We start from the raw sequence: 16,956 nt of genomic DNA, 5'->3' as shown, positions 1-16,956 counted from the left end.
GCCTGATGGCACTTTGCTTATCAGGCCTGCCCGTCAGCGCGACAACACCGCGTATTTGCCGTCGAGTTTGCTGTAACCCAGGCCGTTGATCTTCTTCACTTTGATCTGCACCGGAATACGCTCTTTCATTGCTTCGACGTGGCTGATAACGCCAATGGTCTTGCCGCTGGCATTGAGGGCGTCCAGGGCATCGAGAGCGGTATCCAGTGTTTCGCTGTCCAGGGTGCCGAACCCCTCATCCAGGAACAGCGAATCGATGCGGGTTTTGTGACTCACCAGGTCGGACAGTGCCAGTGCCAGCGCCAGGCTGACCAGGAAACTTTCGCCGCCGGAGAGCGTGCGCGTATCACGCACGGCGTCCGCCTGCCAGGTGTCTACCACTTCCAGTTCCAGCGCTTCGCTGGCTTTGCGTTTCAACAAATAGCGGCCATGCAGGCGAGTCAGCTGATTGTTCGCCAGCCACACCAGATTATCCAGCGTTAAGCCCTGCGCGAATTTGCGGAACTTATCTCCCTCTTTGGAGCCGATCAACGCATTCAGATGCCCCCAATCGTCACAGCGCGCGGTGGCCTGTTCTATCTCCTGCAATACGTTTATCTGGCGCTGGCGGTTATCGCTATCCTGCTTCAGTTGCTGGCGAAACTCGCCCTGGCGAGTGGTATTTTCCCGTAGCTGGCGACCGAGTTGTTCCAGCACCGAGCTGGCACTCTCCGTTGTGCTATTGAGGTCCATTCCGGCGGGACGTTGCGCCTGGTGCGCCGCGACAGCCTGCTCAGCGCTGGCGGCAAGCGCCTGCTTCTGTTGGCAATCGCGTTCAAGTTGCTGCCGTAACTGCTCCAGCCGCTGACGTTCGCCCTCATCCAGCAAGGCGGCGAGAAACGCCTGTTGATCGGCAAACACACTGTTTTTCAACGCGTCGGAAAACTGGTTTTCCAGCGTCTTTTCATTTTCGCTCTGCTGGGCAAGCTGGCGTTGCAGCGTTTGCCATTGGCTGTGCAGCGAAATGCAATCATTATGCACCTGGCGCCAGCCCTCCAGCGGGAAGGTCTGTTCATCAACGGCTATCTCATCGGCGGGGAGCGTGTCGATAATGGGCGTTAGCAACGCCATGCGCTCATGCAGGGCGACAAGCTGTTGTTGTTGCTGTTGCCACTGATCCGCTTCCTGCGCACGTGCGGCCAGCCACGCTTCCTCTTCGCCTTCCGGCGGCAGACTCAGCGCCAGCGGCTGCAAGGCCTCGGCGAGACTGGTGCGACGACGAACCACCGCCTGCTGATAATGTTCGCTTTGCTGATTTAATTCGTGGATCTGAAGTTGCAGTGTCTGGCGCTGATTGAGCAAATACAACTGATGCTCATACGCGTCCTGCGCGCTTTGCCAACTGGTCAGCTCGCGATGCGGTTCCAGTATCACGTTCAGCTCTGCACAGGCTTTCGCCCATGCCTCTAGCAACGCTTTCTCATCTTGTTGCAGCGTTGCAATTTCGCGCTCATCTTTTTCATAGCGCTCGGCGAGCCCTTTCAGCCGCTCGCCGAGCGCAACGCCTTCCTCTTTGACCTGGCGGACTTCCAGATCCAGCGCGTTACGCCGGGCCTGGTTAACACCCGGTTCGAGCGTCTGATAGTGCGCAATTGCCGGGTGCTCTGTTGCGCCGCACAGCGGGCAGGGATGACCCGGTTGCAGACGGGCGCGCTCGCTCTCCAGGTCTTTGATGCGGTTTTCCAGCTCGCAAATGGTAGTGACCTCACTCAAAAGCTGGTTTTTTTCTTTATACACCTCGCGCTTGCGCGCCAGTCCGGCGCTGAGCGTCTCCTGTTCAGCCTTCAGGTCGAGCAAGCTTTGCTGGCGCAGACTTAATTGCTTGCGCAGCGGCGCAAAACGGGCGTGCAGAGCGGTCAGTTGCTGGCGCAGCGGGCGGTTTTGCGCGCACTGGTGCATGGCAGCGGCTGTCTCTTCCACACTGAGTTCCAGCGTGGCGATCGGCAGAGTACGCAGTTTGGTTTCATGACTCTGGATGCGCTGTTGCAGACTCAGCCACTGCTTTTTCTCATCGTCCAATTGATTAAACAGCGCCCGCCATCCGGTCAGCTCGCTTTGCCAACGCTGGAAACGCGCATGTTCGTTCAGCCAGATCTCCAGCGTTTTGTGCGTGGCTTGCAGGGTGGTGAGCTGTTGCAGCGCGCTGGCGCGGATGCGTGCACGTTGAAGCAAACGGGCCTGTAAGCGAGTGTTTACTTCTTCGCTCTGGTTGCGAGTGCGAAGAAGTGCGTTGCGTTGTTCTTCCAGTCTGTCCCAGAGGGGGCGAAGCTGTTGTGCTGGTTGTGCGCGTTCCAGCGCGGCCAGTTGCGGCTGTGCACGGGTCTGCGCCTGTTGCGCCTGTACCAACGCTGCCTGCGCCCGGCCTCTGGCGGCGCGCAGTTCGCCATCGCGGTTCAGCCAGTTTGCCTGCGCCTGGGCGCTACCTAGCTCTGCCATGATCTGCTGTTCTTGCGAAGTGAGCGCCTGCAAACCTTGCTCGAGCTGGTGGCGTTGCTCATCATTCAGTATCACTACCCCTTCGGCCTGTGCCTGTAATGTTTCCAGCCGGGTTTTTGCCGCTTTGTGTTTCTCAAACACCCGGGCGGAAATCTGCCCATAAATTTCGGTGCCGGTCAGTTCTTCCAGCAATTCTGCTCGCTCGCGAGGTTTCGCATTGAGAAAGGCAGCGAATTGCCCCTGTGAGAGCAGCATCGAACGGGTAAAGCGCCCGTAATCCAGCCCGGTCAGCGAGGCAGTGAGATCGAGTTTATCTTTGACTTTGTCGGCGAGAATTTTCCCGTCGGCGCAGGTGGCCAGCTCCACACGCGGTGCTTGCAGATTGCCGTCCGGCAAACCGCGGGCGCGACTCTGGCTCCAGAATGCGCGGTAGGCCACGCCTTTTACCTCAAACTCCACCTCTGCCAGACAGTCGGCGGTGTCGCGGGTCATTAAATCGTTTTGCGATTGTGACAACGTACTGAGACGCGGCGTTTCGTGGTACAGCGCCAGGCAGATGGCATCCAGCAGCGTGGTTTTGCCCGCCCCGGTCGCGCCGGTAATGGCAAACAGACCGTTGCTGGCAAAGGGCTCTGCGGTGAAGTCGATTTTCCATTCGCCTTTCAGCGAGTTAAGGTTTTTCAGCCGCAAACTGAGAATTTTCATGCTTCTTTCTCCTCGTCCAGCGCCTGCAATGCTTCGCTGAACAGCGCCTGTAATCGCCCCTGCTGCGTCTCGTCGAGTTCCTCCTGTGCGAGGCGACGGGCAAATACCTCTTCGACTTTTAATTCATTGAGGGTCTCACGCAATTCACCGGCCAGTATGCGTTCCCGCTGCTCGCGGCTACGGCGAACCAGCAGGACCTCAACCGGGAGGTCTTCCGTCACCTGCTGGATTTTCCGTTGCATGTCGGCCAGGTATTCGGCACTGACAATTTCGATATCCAGCCAGACTGGCGCATCACCAGGTTTGTCGCGCCACTGTTCAAGCTGGCGGCAAATCTCAGCAAAATCGCCTTTGATAACCGCCAGTGCCTGCGTGGCGGGAACATCCAGTGCGGTAACGTCGACCAGTTTGCCTGCGTCAAAGGTCACCAGATTGACGCTTTTGCTTTTGCCGGTTTCGTCAAAACTGAGTGGGATCGGCGAGCCGCAATAGCGGATGCGCTCATCACCGCCAATCTTTTGCGCCCGATGAATATGCCCAAGGGCGATATAGTCGGCGGGCGGGAAGTTCTGCGCCGGGAATGCATCCAGCGTGCCGATATAAATATCGCGTACGGCGTCGCTTTTACTGGCACCGACGGTGGTTAAGTGGCCGCTGGCGATGATCGGCAGTGGTTTATCGCCGCGCAGCTCGCTGGCTGCGGTAAATTGTTGCTGGTAATACGCGGTGATCGCCGCCAGCAGGTGTTGCTGTTTTTCCTGCCCGGACAATCCTGCCTGGCTGACCAGAAGGTCGCGCGGGCGCAGGAAGGGCACCGGGCAAAATATCGCGCCCGGTTCACCGTTGCGGCGGTAAAGCCAGAAAGGTTCTACGCCTGCGCTGGCGACGACGGTAGTTTTCAGATAGGCGAGGATCTCTTTCGATTCGTTGAGCGTGGCCACCGAATCATGGTTGCCTGCCAGCACCACTAACTGGCAGCCGGTTTGCTGAAGTTTGACCACAAAACGGTTATACAGCTCACGGGCATAGCTGGGCGGGGAGCCAGTGTCAAAAACATCGCCCGCCACAATAATGGCGTCGACCTGGTTCTCTTCCGCCGCAACCAGCAGCCAGTCGAGAAAAGCGGCGTGTTCAGTGGCGCGGCTCTTGCTGTAGAAGTTTTGACCCAGGTGCCAGTCAGAGGTGTGAATAATGCGCATAGCGGTTCCGTGGCAAAAAAGCATAAAGCAGATTATAAACATTAAGCAGATGAGGGACATAACCTGGCGAAAATAGGGACTGTCATATAGCGCTCGCTGGGGTCATCTGGCGGTCATGTTATTCATAAATCTGTCACAAAACTGACGCATAATGGCGCCGCTATATATATTGATGACTTAAATAAGACAGGGCAAATTATGGCGAGACGAATTCTGGTCGTAGAAGACGAAGCTCCAATCCGGGAAATGGTGTGCTTCGTGCTCGAACAAAATGGTTTTCAACCGGTGGAAGCTGAAGATTATGACAGTGCGGTGAACCAACTTAATGAACCCTGGCCCGATCTTGTTTTACTGGACTGGATGTTGCCTGGCGGTTCCGGAATTCAGTTTATTAAACATCTCAAACGTGAAGCGATGACCCGCGATATTCCGGTCATGATGCTGACGGCGCGCGGCGAAGAAGAGGATCGCGTACGCGGTCTGGAAACCGGGGCCGACGACTACATTACCAAACCTTTTTCACCCAAAGAGTTGGTCGCGCGTATTAAAGCGGTGATGCGCCGCATTTCGCCGATGGCGGTAGAAGAGGTGATCGAAATGCAGGGCCTGAGCCTTGATCCTTCTTCTCATCGCGTGATGACCGGTGAAAATCCCCTGGATATGGGGCCGACAGAGTTTAAACTCTTACACTTCTTTATGACCCATCCGGAACGCGTTTATAGCCGTGAACAGCTGTTGAACCACGTATGGGGAACCAATGTGTATGTTGAAGACCGGACGGTGGATGTGCATATTCGTCGTCTGCGCAAAGCGCTGGAACACAGCGGCCACGATCGTATGGTGCAAACAGTGCGCGGCACGGGATACCGTTTTTCGACCCGTTTCTGATATTTAACAGGAGTGTGACGCGTGCTGGAACGGCTGTCATGGAAAAGGCTGGTGCTGGAGCTCCTCCTTTGTTGTATCCCCGCCTTGATTCTCGGCGTCATGTTTGGTTACCTGCCGTGGTTTTTGTTAGCCGCTGTAACCGGGTTGCTGATCTGGCATTTCTGGAATTTACTGCGTCTTTCGTGGTGGTTATGGGTCGATAAAAGCATGACTCCGCCGCCCGGAAAGGGAAGCTGGGAGCCGCTGTTATACGGGCTGCACCAGATGCAGATGCGTAATAAAAAACGCCGTCGCGAGCTGGGAAGCCTGATTAAACGCTTTCGTAGCGGCGCGGAATCGCTGCCGGACGCCGTGATCCTCACCACCGAAGAGGGAGCGATTTTCTGGTGTAATGGCCTGGCGCAACAGGTGCTGGGTTTGCGCTGGCCGGACGATAGCGGGCAGAATATCCTTAACCTGCTGCGCTATCCGGAATTTACGCAGTATCTTAAAAAACAAGAATTTAGCAAACCACTGAATCTGGTGCTTAACTCCGGTCGCCACCTGGAGATCCGCGTGATGCCTTACAGCGAGGAGCACCTGCTGCTGGTGGCGCGTGACGTGACGCAAATGCATCAACTGGAAGGGGCGCGGCGTAACTTTTTTGCCAACGTCAGCCATGAATTGCGCACGCCATTAACGGTGCTGCAGGGCTATCTGGAGATGATGCAGGAGCAGACGCTCGAAGGCGCACCGCGGGAGAAAGCGCTGCACACCATGCGCGAACAAACCTCGCGGATGGAGGGGCTGGTGCGTCAGTTACTGACGCTCTCGAAGATTGAGGCTGCACCGACCTTGCCGCCCAACGAAACCATTGATGTGCCAATGATGCTGCGGGTCGTGGAGCGGGAAGCGCAAACCCTGAGCCAGCAAAAGCATCACTTCCATTTTGAGGTCGATAGCGCGCTGAAAGTACTGGGTAATGAAGAGCAACTGCGCAGCGCGATTTCCAACCTGGTCTATAACGCCGTGAACCACACGCCAGCAGGAACGCAGATTACCGTGCGTTGGCAGCGTGTGCCGCTGGGGGCGGAGTTCAGCGTTGAAGATAACGGTCCCGGCATCGCCGCCGAGCACATTCCTCGTCTCACTGAGCGTTTCTATCGTGTGGATAAAGCCCGCTCCCGGCAGACCGGCGGTAGCGGCCTGGGGCTGGCGATCGTGAAACATGCGGTAAATCACCACGAAAGCCGCCTCGAAATTGTCAGTACTCCCGGCAAGGGAACGCGCTTTAGCTTTGTTCTGCCGGAACGTCTGGTTGCCAAAAAAGCCGCGTCCTGACGCGGCTGTCAGCTTATCTTTCCAGCGGCCTCTGTTACCAGGCCGCTTATTCCGATGTTTTCTTCCCCCTGAAACGTATTTTGTACGGATGCTGCTTTTTTGTTCGCATGATCAGCCATGTGTTTTTCTTATAATTGGAGTTATTAACTGCTATTAATTTCATAGGCAGTATAAGCATCTGGTTTTGCGATCCCACCTTGCCTTTAAACGTTATAAGCGTTTAAATTGCGCCCCGTATATTGTCAGACCAACTGTATTTGCGTGGTAAATCGAAAAACTATTCTTCGCTACGCAATGCATAGAGCATTTCCCGCTGACTTTCCGCGACATTGGCGCGGTATCGTCCGGTCTGGAAAGGCGAAAAAAACATCATTTTTACGACACCACATCCACAGGCAGTAAAAAAAATATGACCCATCACTTAAAACCACGCGACATTGTTGCTCTGGGCTTTATGACATTTGCCCTCTTCGTCGGCGCAGGTAACATCATTTTCCCTCCCATGGTTGGTTTGCAGGCCGGTGAACACGTCTGGACGGCGGCGCTGGGATTTCTGATCACCGCTGTGGGCTTACCGGTGCTTACCGTAGTTGCTCTGGCGAAAGTCGGCGGTGGCGTAGATAGCCTGAGTTCGCCGATTGGTAAAGTGGCGGGCGTCTTGCTGGCGACGGTGTGCTACCTGGCGGTTGGGCCGTTGTTTGCCACGCCGCGTACGGCGACGGTGTCGTTTGAAGTGGGTATCGCGCCGCTGACCGGGGAGGGCGCAATCCCGTTGCTGATTTACAGCGTGATCTATTTTTCTCTGGTGATCCTGATCTCCCTCTATCCGGGCAAACTGCTGGATACCGTAGGCAATTTTCTTGCGCCGCTGAAAATTATCGCGCTGACCATTCTCGCCATTGCCGCGATTATCTGGCCTGCCGGCCCTATCAGCCATGCGCTGGAAGCCTACCAGACTGCGCCGTTCTCTAACGGTTTCGTCAATGGCTATCTGACCATGGATACACTGGGGGCCATGGTGTTTGGCATCGTTATTGTCAATGCCGCGCGTTCGCGTGGCGTCACCGAAGCCCGTTTGCTGACCCGTTATACGGTGTGGGCGGGGCTGATGGCAGGCGCAGGGCTGACGCTGCTCTACCTGGCGCTGTTCCGTCTCGGTTCCGACAGTTCTGCGCTGGTTGAGCAGTCGGCTAACGGCGCGGCCATTCTGCATGCTTATGTTCAGCATACCTTCGGCGGAGCAGGCAGTTTGCTGCTGGCCGCGTTGATTTTTATTGCTTGTCTGGTGACGGCGGTTGGCCTGACCTGCGCTTGTGCGGAGTTCTTTGCGCAGTATCTGCCGCTCTCTTACCGCACGCTGGTTTTTATTCTGGGCATCTTCTCCATGGCGGTCTCCAACCTGGGGCTGAGCCATCTGATTCAGATTTCCATTCCGGTGCTGACCATGATCTACCCGCCGTGCATCGTACTGGTGGTGCTGAGCTTTACCCGCTCTTTATGGAACAGTTCCACACGCGTTATTGCACCGGCCATGTTTATTAGTCTGCTTTTTGGTATCCTTGACGGCGTGAAAGCGTCTGCGTTTGCAGAACACCTTCCGGCCTGGACCCAGCGATTGCCGCTGGCGGAACAGGGACTGGCCTGGCTGATGCCAAGCCTGGTGATGGTGGTTCTGGCGGCAGTCTGGGATCGTGCTGCAGGTCGGCAGGTTACTTCCAGCGCCCATTAATCGCGGCATACACGGCTTTTAACCACGGAGTAGCGCACTCCGTGGTTTTTTATTTTTGTGTTGAATAATGGCAGTGGAAATGATGGAAAGTACTAATAAGCTGAAGCGTGGGCTAAGCACCCGACACATTCGCTTTATGGCGCTGGGTTCGGCAATTGGCACCGGCCTGTTTTACGGCTCCGCAGATGCAATCAAGATGGCTGGCCCAAGCGTGTTGCTGGCCTACATTATTGGTGGTGTGGCTGCGTATATCATTATGCGCGCACTGGGCGAGATGTCTGTGCACAACCCCTCCGCCAGCTCCTTTTCTCGTTACGCTCAGGAAAACCTCGGTCCGCTGGCAGGCTATATCACCGGCTGGACGTACTGCTTTGAAATCCTCATTGTCGCCATTGCCGATGTCACCGCGTTTGGTATTTACATGGGCGTCTGGTTCCCGACTGTGCCGCACTGGATTTGGGTGCTGAGTGTGGTGCTGCTTATCTGCGCCATCAACCTGATGAGCGTCAAGGTCTTCGGCGAACTGGAGTTCTGGTTCTCCTTCTTTAAAGTTGCCACCATTATCATCATGATCGTGGCCGGTTTCGGCATCATTATCTGGGGGATCGGCAACGGCGGGCAGCCAACCGGGATCAGCAATTTATGGAGCCATGGCGGTTTCTTCAGTAATGGTTGGCTGGGTACGGTGATGGCGCTGCAAATGGTGATGTTCGCCTATGGCGGCATCGAGATTATCGGTATCACCGCCGGGGAAGCGAAAGATCCGGAGACATCGATTCCGCGCGCTATCAACTCGGTACCGATGCGTATTCTGGTGTTTTACGTCGGTACGCTGTTTGTGATCATGTCTATTTACCCGTGGAACCAGGTAGGCACTGACGGAAGCCCGTTTGTACTGACCTTCCAGCATATGGGTATTACTTTTGCTGCCGGTATCCTGAATTTTGTGGTGCTCACTGCCTCGCTTTCGGCGATTAACAGCGATGTGTTTGGCGTGGGACGTATGCTGCACGGGATGGCTGAGCAGGGCAGTGCACCGAAGATGTTCGCCAAAACGTCGCGCCGCGGGATCCCCTGGGTGACAGTGATGGTGATGACTATCGCGCTGTTGCTGGCGGTATATCTTAACTACATCATGCCGGAGAACGTTTTCCTGGTGATCGCCTCACTGGCAACCTTCGCCACAGTATGGGTATGGATCATGATTTTGCTGTCGCAGATAGGCTTCCGTCGCCGTCTGTCGGCTGACGAAGTCCGTGCGCTGAAGTTTAAAGTTCCGGGCGGGGTGGCAACCACCGTTGTTGGTCTGATTTTCCTGGTCTTTATCATCGCGCTGATTGGTTGGCACCCGGAAACCCGCATCTCGTTGTACGTGGGGTTCGCGTGGATTGTGCTGCTGCTGATTGGCTGGGCATTTAAACGCCGTAACGCGTAATTGTCGAAACAAGCCCGCGAAGCAACGCGCCAGCGGGCATAAGGCCGGTACACAAAGCGGGTTTACACGACCGGGGTTAATACTCTCCCGTCAGTAAAATAACTGACCAGGTTATTGATGGTGAGATCTGCCATCGCCTGGCGTGTTTCCGCCGTGTTGCTGGCGATGTGCGGCAGCAACACCACATTCTGTAAATCGCGCAGCGCGGGCGGGATATGCGGTTCCTGCTCGAACACATCCAGCCCGGCGCCGCGCAGTTTCCCTTCCTGTAACACTGCAATTAACGCCTCTGTGTCCACCACACTGCCGCGCGCGATATTCACCAGAATGCCCTCCGGCCCCAGCGCTTCCAGTACCTCGCGGTTGATAATATGGTGCGTCTTCGCACCGCCCGGCAGGGTCAATACCAGAAAATCCACCGCGTTTGCCAGACTGACAAGGGAATCATGACGTTGCCACTGGCGGTTGCGCGCCTCACGGGGGCTGAAGTAGTGAATCGGCATCCGGAATGCGGCAGCGCGTGCGGCGACATCATGGCCAATGTTGCCCATCCCGACGATACCACAGCGCTTACCGCTCATTTTCCACGCACCGGGAAAGGCGGCATGCTCCCATTCACCTGCCCGAGCAAAACGATCGGCGGCGCAAATTTTACGCGTTACCGCCAGCATCAACGCCAGTCCGGTATCCGCCACGCATTCGTTAAGGACATCGGGCGTATTGCTCACGTGAATGCCACGGCTGCGGCAGGTATCGAGGTCGGTGGCATCGACGCCAACACCGAAACCACTAATGACTTCCAGCGCCGGAAGCTGCCCGATCAACGCCGTGCTGATGCCTTTTGCCGCGCGGGTTAATGCTCCGCGGATAACGTGCCCGCGTTCGCGCACCACCGCTTCTGCACCGGGTTGCCAGTATTGATACACCACAAAATGCTGTTGCAGGGTATCGATCATCGGCGGAGGGATTTCACTGATGACGAGGATTTCCGGTTTACTCATGATCGCTCTCTTATCACGCTATAGTTTTTATCAGTATAAAAACCCGCCAGAGGCGAGACTTCGGGCATCGGCACGAAGCGGGCGTGAAAAAACTCACGCAAATGCCCGGTGAATATCCCGTCAGATCACATCTGCGCCCCGTCTCTCACCCCCGGAAAAAAAGCGAAAGAAGGAGGCGAGACGGCAAGGGCTGTGAAAAAGTGGCGTCATTTTGAACGAAGGGGATTGTTAATGTTGAACGCATGGCACCTGCCGGTTGTTCCGTTTGTCAAACAGCACAAAGACCAGCTCATTATCACCCTCTGGCTGACGGGGACATCGTTGCCCTCACGGGTAACGCTACGGGTGGAAGTCGATAATGAAGAAACCCCGCTGGCGATGCATCGCGCACGTCACACCATCGGCAATGGTGTAACCGTCTGGCGGGCGGCGGTGGATCTAAAGAGCGGGCAGCCGCGCCGCCGCTACAGCTTTAAGCTGTTGTGGCAGGATAAGCAATTGTGGTTTACCCCGCAGGGATTCAACCGCTTTCCGCCCGCCCGGCTGGAGCAATTTGCAGTGGATGTACCGGATAACGGCCCGCAATGGGTGGCCGACCAGGTGTTTTATCAGATCTTCCCGGATCGTTTTGCCCGCAGCCAGACGCGCGATGCCGACCAGGATAATGTCTATTACCATCACGCCGCGGGCCAGCCGATCGTATTGCGCGACTGGGACGATCCGCTGACGGAAGAAGCCGGGGGATCCACCTTTTATGGCGGCGATCTGGACGGTATCAGCGAAAAGCTACCGTATCTGAAAAAGCTGGGCGTGACGGCACTCTATCTTAACCCGGTCTTTGTTGCACCCAGCGTACATAAATATGACACGGAAGATTATCGCCATGTTGATGCGCAGTTTGGTGGCGATCAGGCGTTGCTGCGCTTGCGCCACAACACCCAAGCCATGGGGATGCGGTTGATCCTCGACGGTGTGTTTAATCACAGCGGCGATTCTCACGCCTGGTTCGACAGACATAATCGCGGCACGGGGGGCGCCTGCCATAACCCGGACTCTCGCTGGCGTAGCTGGTTCAGCTTTGATGATCAGGGGCACGCCCGTGACTGGCTGGGTTACCCGAGCTTGCCGAAGCTGGATTACCAGTCATCGACGCTGGTTGATGAAATGTATCAGGGTGAGGACAGCATCGTTCGCCACTGGCTAAAAGCGCCGTGGCACATGGATGGCTGGCGGCTGGATGTGGTGCATATGCTGGGGGAGGATGGCGGCGCGCGTAATAATCTGCTGCACGTTGCCGGTATTGCCCGGTCGGCGAAAGAGACCCAACCGCAGGCGTATATCGTTGGCGAACATTTTGGCGATGCACGTCAGTGGCTGCAAGCGGATGTTGAAGACGCGGCGATGAACTACCGCGGTTTTACGCTGCCGGTATGGGCGTTCCTGGCAAATACCGATAACGCGTATGATCCCCAGAAAATGGATGCGCAAAGTTGCGCGGCATGGATGGATAACTACCGTGCCGGGTTGTCGCATCAACAGCAACTGCGCATGTTCAATCAACTCGATAGCCATGATACGCCGCGCTTTAAGACGGTTCTGGGTAACGATGTCGCCCGTATGCCACTGGCGGTGGTCTGGTTGTTTAGTTGGCCCGGTACACCCTGCATCTACTATGGCGATGAAGTCGGGCTCGATGGCGCAAACGATCCCTTCTGCCGCAAACCCTTTCCGTGGGACAAGAAACGGCAGGATACCCGCTTACTTGCCCTCTACCAACGGATGGCGAAATTGCGTGCCCGTAGCCAGGCGTTACGCTACGGCGGTTGTCAGGTTGTGTATGCGCAGGAAAACGTGCTGGTGTTTGTGCGCGTTTATCAGCAGCAGCGGGTACTGGTGGCGATTAATCGCAGCGAAGCGTGTGAAGTGGTGCTGGAGGATTCACCGCTGCTGCACGGGAAAAACTGGCGGCTTAAAGAAGGTACAGGTACGCTACAGGATGATGTGCTAACGCTACCGGCGATTAGCGCTTCTGTTTGGTCTGCCTCCTGAGCTGAAGCGCGAAAAGGGGGCTTTGCGTCTCCCCTTTAGCGAAGGCGAAATACATGGATGGTCTTTTATTCTTCGGCGCGGTCGTGCTGTTTTTTGCGCTGGTGGTGGTGCCGATTGTGGCAATCACCGCCTGGCGTCGCAGCGTGGCCACGCAGGATGAACTCACCCGGTTGCGCCAGCGGCTGAGTGTGCTTGAACAGCGGTTGGTCAATGCGCCGGTCAACATTGATCCTGCGCCTGTTGCGGCGCAGCCGTTGCCGGTTAGCGAGGCTGTTGTCATTAGCGAACCTGTTGAGGTTATGCAAACTGGTGAACCGGTGGCGGTGTCGCCCTGGGGCCGTAAAGTGGACGGCCCTGCGGTGGCTAAGATCGAGCCCGTTGCATCACCCGACGTGGTCTCACCTAAAAACGAAACCGCCTCCTGGGGGCTGGTCTCTTCCCTGGTTCGCTGGTTTATGCAGGGCAATCCACTGGCCAAACTGGGGATTGTGCTGCTGTTTATCGGCCTCTCTTTTCTGCTGCGTTATACCGTGGAGTATTCGCTTTTCCCGCTGGAGTTGCGCCTTGCCAGCGTCGCGCTGGCGGCGATGGTGCTGCTGGGGCTGGGCTGGCGTTTACGTCATAAACAGACGGTATTTGCCCTGATTTTGCAGGGGGGCGCGGTTGGTGCGCTCTATCTCACCGTGTTTGGCGCATTCCGGCTGTGGCAAATGCTGCCGATGACGCTGGCTTTCGTTCTGCTGTTGGTGATTTGCGCGGCGAGCGTGGGGCTGGCGGTATTGCAAAAAGCATTAAGTCTGGCGCTGTTAGCGAGTCTGGGCGGTTATCTTGCGCCGATCTTGCTCTCGACCGGCGGCGGCAGCCACATTGCGCTGTTCTCTTTCTATTTACTGCTTTCGGTTGGCATTCTCGCCATCAGCCTGTGGCAGCACTGGCGTGAGCTGAATTTGCTGGGCATGTTCTTCACCTTCGGCGTTGCCGGTGTGTGGGGAATGCAGCGTTATCGCCCGGAATTTTACCTGAGCTGCCAACTGTTCCTGATGGCCAATATTGTTATTTTCGGCGTGTTAAGCGTGGTGTTATCCCTGCGTGCGCAGCGGCGGGGTGAACGTATTATCGATGGCGTATTGCTGTTTGCGCCGCCGTTGGCGGGCTTCGGTATGCAGTATGCTATCACGCAACACTGGGCCTACGGCCCGGCCTTTAGCGCCCTCGGTTTCGGTCTCTTTTACCTCGCGCTGGCTTCACTGGCACTGAAGCGTTATCCGACAACGGCGAAACCGCTGGTACTGGCAGCGCTGGCGCTGGGCGGCGCGTTTGCCACGCTGGCGATTCCGCTGGCGCTGTCGGCGCGCTGGACATCCATGGCCTGGGCGCTGGAAGGGCTGGGGATCATATGGCTTGGCGTGCAGCAGAACCAGCGACGCATGAGCTACAGCGGTACGGCCTTATTGTTACTGGCGTTGTTCAGTGCGCTGTGGGCTGCGGCGGATGGTCTGCCTGCGCTCTCGGTACTGATGATTTTCGCTGTACTGAGCGGCTGCTGGCTGGCGGGGGCGCTGTTGTGGCGCGGTATACGGCGCGAAGTCAGCTGGTTGTTGCTGGCGGGCGGCATTCTGTTCTGGATCATTGCTCTGGGTGGTGCGGCGAAACGGATGCTGGTTGCCGATGCGCATGCCGCGTTTGTGGTGTTGGCGCTGTTGTCTGCATCCGTCTGGCTGTGGCGAGCGGCGCAACAGCGTTTGCGCTGGTCAGAGCTGGGCTATGCCCTCTGGTTGCTGTGGCCCGCGATGGTGATGGCGCTGCTGTATCAGATTACCGTGCAGGGGCATATTCTGGCGGGCGGATGGCAAAACCTGGCCTGGTGCGTTGCGCTGCCTTCGGCGCTCATTCTGCTGTACCGGGATAGCGAAATGGTGCCTGTGCGTTTGTCGCAAGGGCTGCATATTTCGCTGTTCTGGCTGTTGCTGCTGGCAGCGGGCAGCGAGCTGTGGTGGTTTGTCGGATCGCTTGGCTGGGGCTTTGAACCCTGGCGTGCCGGTTTGCCGATGGCGGCGGGCGGTATCGTGATTGTGCTGGTGATGGCGGCGATCCGAAGAGAGAGGTGGCCGGTGCGCGTCTGGCCTGTGTTGTATGGCGCGTTGGCGCTGTTACCACTGATCCCGCTGCTGTTAGGGTACTTGCTTTATGCCAACCTGGGGGACGGCGTGGTACGGGAACTGGCGTACCTGCCACTTATCAACCCATTGGAAGAGGGTGCCGCTTTTGCGTTGCTGGGGTTGTGGATCTATAGCCGCTTTGCTGAAACACATTATTCAGCGTGGGTGCCACAGGTATGGCGAGCACGCCCGTGGGCGATTGCGGCGCTGGCTTTCTGGTGGCTCAATGGCGCCTTATTGCGCGCGCTGGCCTGCTACGGAAACGTGACGTGGGATGCAGGCAGTTTGTGGCAGTCTCGCTTGATCCAGACCTGTTTCGCTCTGTTCTGGATGTTGATAGCGCTGGTGGTGATGATCCACGCTACGCGTCATTCCAGCCGTCGGCAGTGGTTGTGCGGCGGCGTTTTGCTCGGTGTCGTGCTGCTCAAATTGATGCTGGTGGACAGCGCTGGTGGCGGTGGACTGGCACGGGCGATTGCCTTTATTGGCGTAGCCGTGCTGGTGTTGATTGTCGGTTATTTTTCGCCGCTGCCGCCAAAAGCAGCAACGGAGCAGGAAAAGGGAGAAAAACAATGAGAGGGGTATTCGCATTACTGGCGGTGGCGTTAATAGGGTGCACATTGCCCGCGTTAAGCGGCGAAGAGATCCCCGAAGCGCCGCAAGATTATGCCTGGGGCGCGGCACTCGATCTGCCGGAGACCGCATCCTGGTACCGCGTCGACCTGCCTTTGGATGTCTATGCCCAAAGCACATGGCCGGATCTGCGCGATGTGCGGATCTTTAATCATGATGGCGAACGGGTGCCGTTTACGCTGGAAACGCAGCAAACAGCCGCGGCTGAGCCAGCGCCGATCCCGCTACGGCTTTTCCCGCTGGATGCCTCTCCGGTAGAAACGGAGAACGAAGGGCAAAGCGTGGTACGTCTGCGGTCTGCCAGCGGGATTGATATCCGCATTGAAGGGGAGACGGCGAAACGCCTCGGCCAGAGCTATTTGCTGGCGTTGCCGGAAAATCTGCCGCAGAGCTTTACACTGGCACAGTTGAAGCTGGTATGGGATGCGCCGGTAAAAAACTGGCAGGGCAAGGTGTCGCTGTTTTATAGCAGCGATATGCGTGACTGGGATCTGCTGCAACAGGATTCGCCGGTCATGGAACTGACCAGCGGTGCGGATCGGTTGAAACTGGATCAGATTACCGTCAATCAAACGTTCTCGGCCGACGGTGTACGTTATCTGCTGATGGTGTTTGACACGCCGAAGTTGCCGGTCACGATAACGCACGCCAGCGCGACGCTGGGGAGCGAGCCGACGCCGTTAGAGCAGGTACAAATGGCCGCCGAGGGGCAGCGTATTTCCGCCAGCGAAGCGCACTATCAATGGGCGCAGCCACAGCCACTGAGTGCGCTGTCTGTGACGCTTGTAGACGACGGCGTGTTACCCGTTGAAATCAGCTGGCGCAGTGCAGTGAGCGCGCCCTGGCGCAGCCTCACTAAAACGGTGCTGTGGCAGCTTAACGGGCAATCCTCCGTCCCTGTGCCCATGCCGGATGAACCGGTGCAGGCGGTGCGGATTGTGACGCTGGATGCCCGCTTACCGGCATCATTGCCGCAGGTGAACGGTAGCCGCGATCGGCAAACGGTACTGTTTAATGCGCAGGGCAAAGGGCCGTTTATGCTGACATGGGGCAACAAGGCCGCGCAGCCCGCAGCGGTAACGCTGGATGCGTTGATCCCACTGGCGTTGCGTAAACAAATCGATGTAGAGGCAATACCGCAAGCGCAGCCTCAGACGCGCGCGACGCTGGGTGGCGAGGCGCGGCTGACAGCGACATCACCTGCGGAGCGGCAGGCAATGTGGAAAACACTGCTGGTATGGGGTGTGCTTGTACTGGGGGTGGCAGCGCTGGCGTGGATGGCGCTGCGCATCTGGCGGGAAGCGAAACCGCGTTAGTTTTCGTGCAACAAAAAAGGCCCGCGATGCGGGCCTTTTAGCAAAAC

General features: G+C 57.0%; 10 protein-coding genes. 7 read left to right on the top strand and 3 right to left on the bottom strand.

Going from position 1 to position 16,956, the window contains the following annotated elements:
* Positions 1-33 precede the first annotated feature (33 nt).
* Positions 34-3,180 (bottom strand): exonuclease subunit SbcC, encoded by a 3,147-nt coding sequence (sbcC, locus tag GA0061071_RS07420; protein WP_088236780.1) that lies wholly within the window; start codon positions 3,178-3,180, stop codon positions 34-36.
* A complete protein-coding gene (gene sbcD, locus GA0061071_RS07415; RefSeq protein WP_088236779.1) occupies positions 3,177-4,379 on the bottom strand; it encodes an exonuclease subunit SbcD in 1,203 nt (400 codons plus the stop codon). The genes sbcC and sbcD overlap by 4 nt, the downstream gene beginning before the upstream one ends.
* 198 nt (positions 4,380-4,577) lie before the next feature.
* On the opposite strand from sbcD, the gene phoB reads away from it, so the two are divergent.
* From phoB to proY, 4 genes are all read left to right on the top strand, one after another.
* On the top strand, positions 4,578-5,267 hold the full coding sequence (gene phoB, locus GA0061071_RS07410; RefSeq protein WP_007373472.1) for a phosphate response regulator transcription factor PhoB: 690 nt from the start codon (positions 4,578-4,580) through the stop codon (positions 5,265-5,267).
* A 21-nt stretch (positions 5,268-5,288) separates the two neighbouring features.
* A complete protein-coding gene (phoR, locus tag GA0061071_RS07405) occupies positions 5,289-6,587 on the top strand; it encodes a phosphate regulon sensor histidine kinase PhoR (RefSeq protein WP_061497257.1) in 1,299 nt (432 codons plus the stop codon).
* A 409-nt stretch (positions 6,588-6,996) separates the two neighbouring features.
* Complete coding sequence (brnQ, locus tag GA0061071_RS07400; protein WP_061497255.1) at positions 6,997-8,316, top strand: branched-chain amino acid transporter carrier protein BrnQ; 1,320 nt, start codon at positions 6,997-6,999, stop codon at positions 8,314-8,316.
* Positions 8,317-8,398: 82 nt separating this feature from the next.
* Positions 8,399-9,751, top strand: a complete 1,353-nt coding sequence (proY, locus tag GA0061071_RS07395) for a proline-specific permease ProY (RefSeq protein ID WP_061500135.1) — start codon at positions 8,399-8,401, stop codon at positions 9,749-9,751.
* Positions 9,752-9,813: 62 nt separating this feature from the next.
* Here proY and GA0061071_RS07390 read toward each other — a convergent pair whose 3' ends face one another.
* Entirely contained in the window at positions 9,814-10,752 is a 939-nt protein-coding gene (locus tag GA0061071_RS07390; RefSeq protein ID WP_088236778.1) for a 2-hydroxyacid dehydrogenase, read from the bottom strand.
* A 231-nt stretch (positions 10,753-10,983) separates the two neighbouring features.
* Here GA0061071_RS07390 and malZ point away from each other — a divergent pair, with 231 nt between their 5' ends.
* Genes malZ through GA0061071_RS07375 form a run of 3 tightly spaced genes read left to right on the top strand, consistent with a single transcriptional unit; the run spans position 10,984 to position 16,909 of the window.
* Positions 10,984-12,801 (top strand): maltodextrin glucosidase, encoded by a 1,818-nt coding sequence (gene malZ, locus GA0061071_RS07385; protein WP_088236777.1) that lies wholly within the window; start codon positions 10,984-10,986, stop codon positions 12,799-12,801.
* A gap of 53 nt (positions 12,802-12,854) precedes the next feature.
* Entirely contained in the window at positions 12,855-15,536 is a 2,682-nt protein-coding gene (locus GA0061071_RS07380; protein WP_088236776.1) for a DUF2339 domain-containing protein, read from the top strand.
* Positions 15,533-16,909 (top strand): DUF3999 domain-containing protein, encoded by a 1,377-nt coding sequence (locus GA0061071_RS07375; protein WP_088236775.1) that lies wholly within the window; start codon positions 15,533-15,535, stop codon positions 16,907-16,909. Before GA0061071_RS07380 ends, GA0061071_RS07375 begins: the two co-directional genes overlap by 4 nt.
* Positions 16,910-16,956: the final 47 nt, after the last annotated feature.

Origin of the sequence: Kosakonia oryzendophytica, assembly GCF_900094925.1 — a bacterium.
In the GTDB taxonomy this organism is placed as follows: domain Bacteria; phylum Pseudomonadota; class Gammaproteobacteria; order Enterobacterales; family Enterobacteriaceae; genus Kosakonia; species Kosakonia oryzendophytica.
The sequence above is the reverse complement of the archived record's forward strand: the minus strand, read 5'-3'. Positions and strand labels throughout refer to the sequence as shown.

Bases quoted from the DNA above. Each gene is read 5' to 3' on its own strand.
- sbcC (WP_088236780.1), bottom strand. From the start codon at position 3,180: ATGAAAATTCTCAGTTTGCGGCTGAAAAACCTTAACTCGCTGAAAGGC.
- sbcD (WP_088236779.1), bottom strand. From the start codon at position 4,379: ATGCGCATTATTCACACCTCTGACTGGCACCTGGGTCAAAACTTCTAC.
- phoB (WP_007373472.1), top strand. From the start codon at position 4,578: ATGGCGAGACGAATTCTGGTCGTAGAAGACGAAGCTCCAATCCGGGAA.
- brnQ (WP_061497255.1), top strand. From the start codon at position 6,997: ATGACCCATCACTTAAAACCACGCGACATTGTTGCTCTGGGCTTTATG.
- proY (WP_061500135.1), top strand. From the start codon at position 8,399: ATGGAAAGTACTAATAAGCTGAAGCGTGGGCTAAGCACCCGACACATT.
- GA0061071_RS07390 (WP_088236778.1), bottom strand. From the start codon at position 10,752: ATGAGTAAACCGGAAATCCTCGTCATCAGTGAAATCCCTCCGCCGATG.
- malZ (WP_088236777.1), top strand. From the start codon at position 10,984: ATGTTGAACGCATGGCACCTGCCGGTTGTTCCGTTTGTCAAACAGCAC.
- GA0061071_RS07380 (WP_088236776.1), top strand. From the start codon at position 12,855: ATGGATGGTCTTTTATTCTTCGGCGCGGTCGTGCTGTTTTTTGCGCTG.
- GA0061071_RS07375 (WP_088236775.1), top strand. From the start codon at position 15,533: ATGAGAGGGGTATTCGCATTACTGGCGGTGGCGTTAATAGGGTGCACA.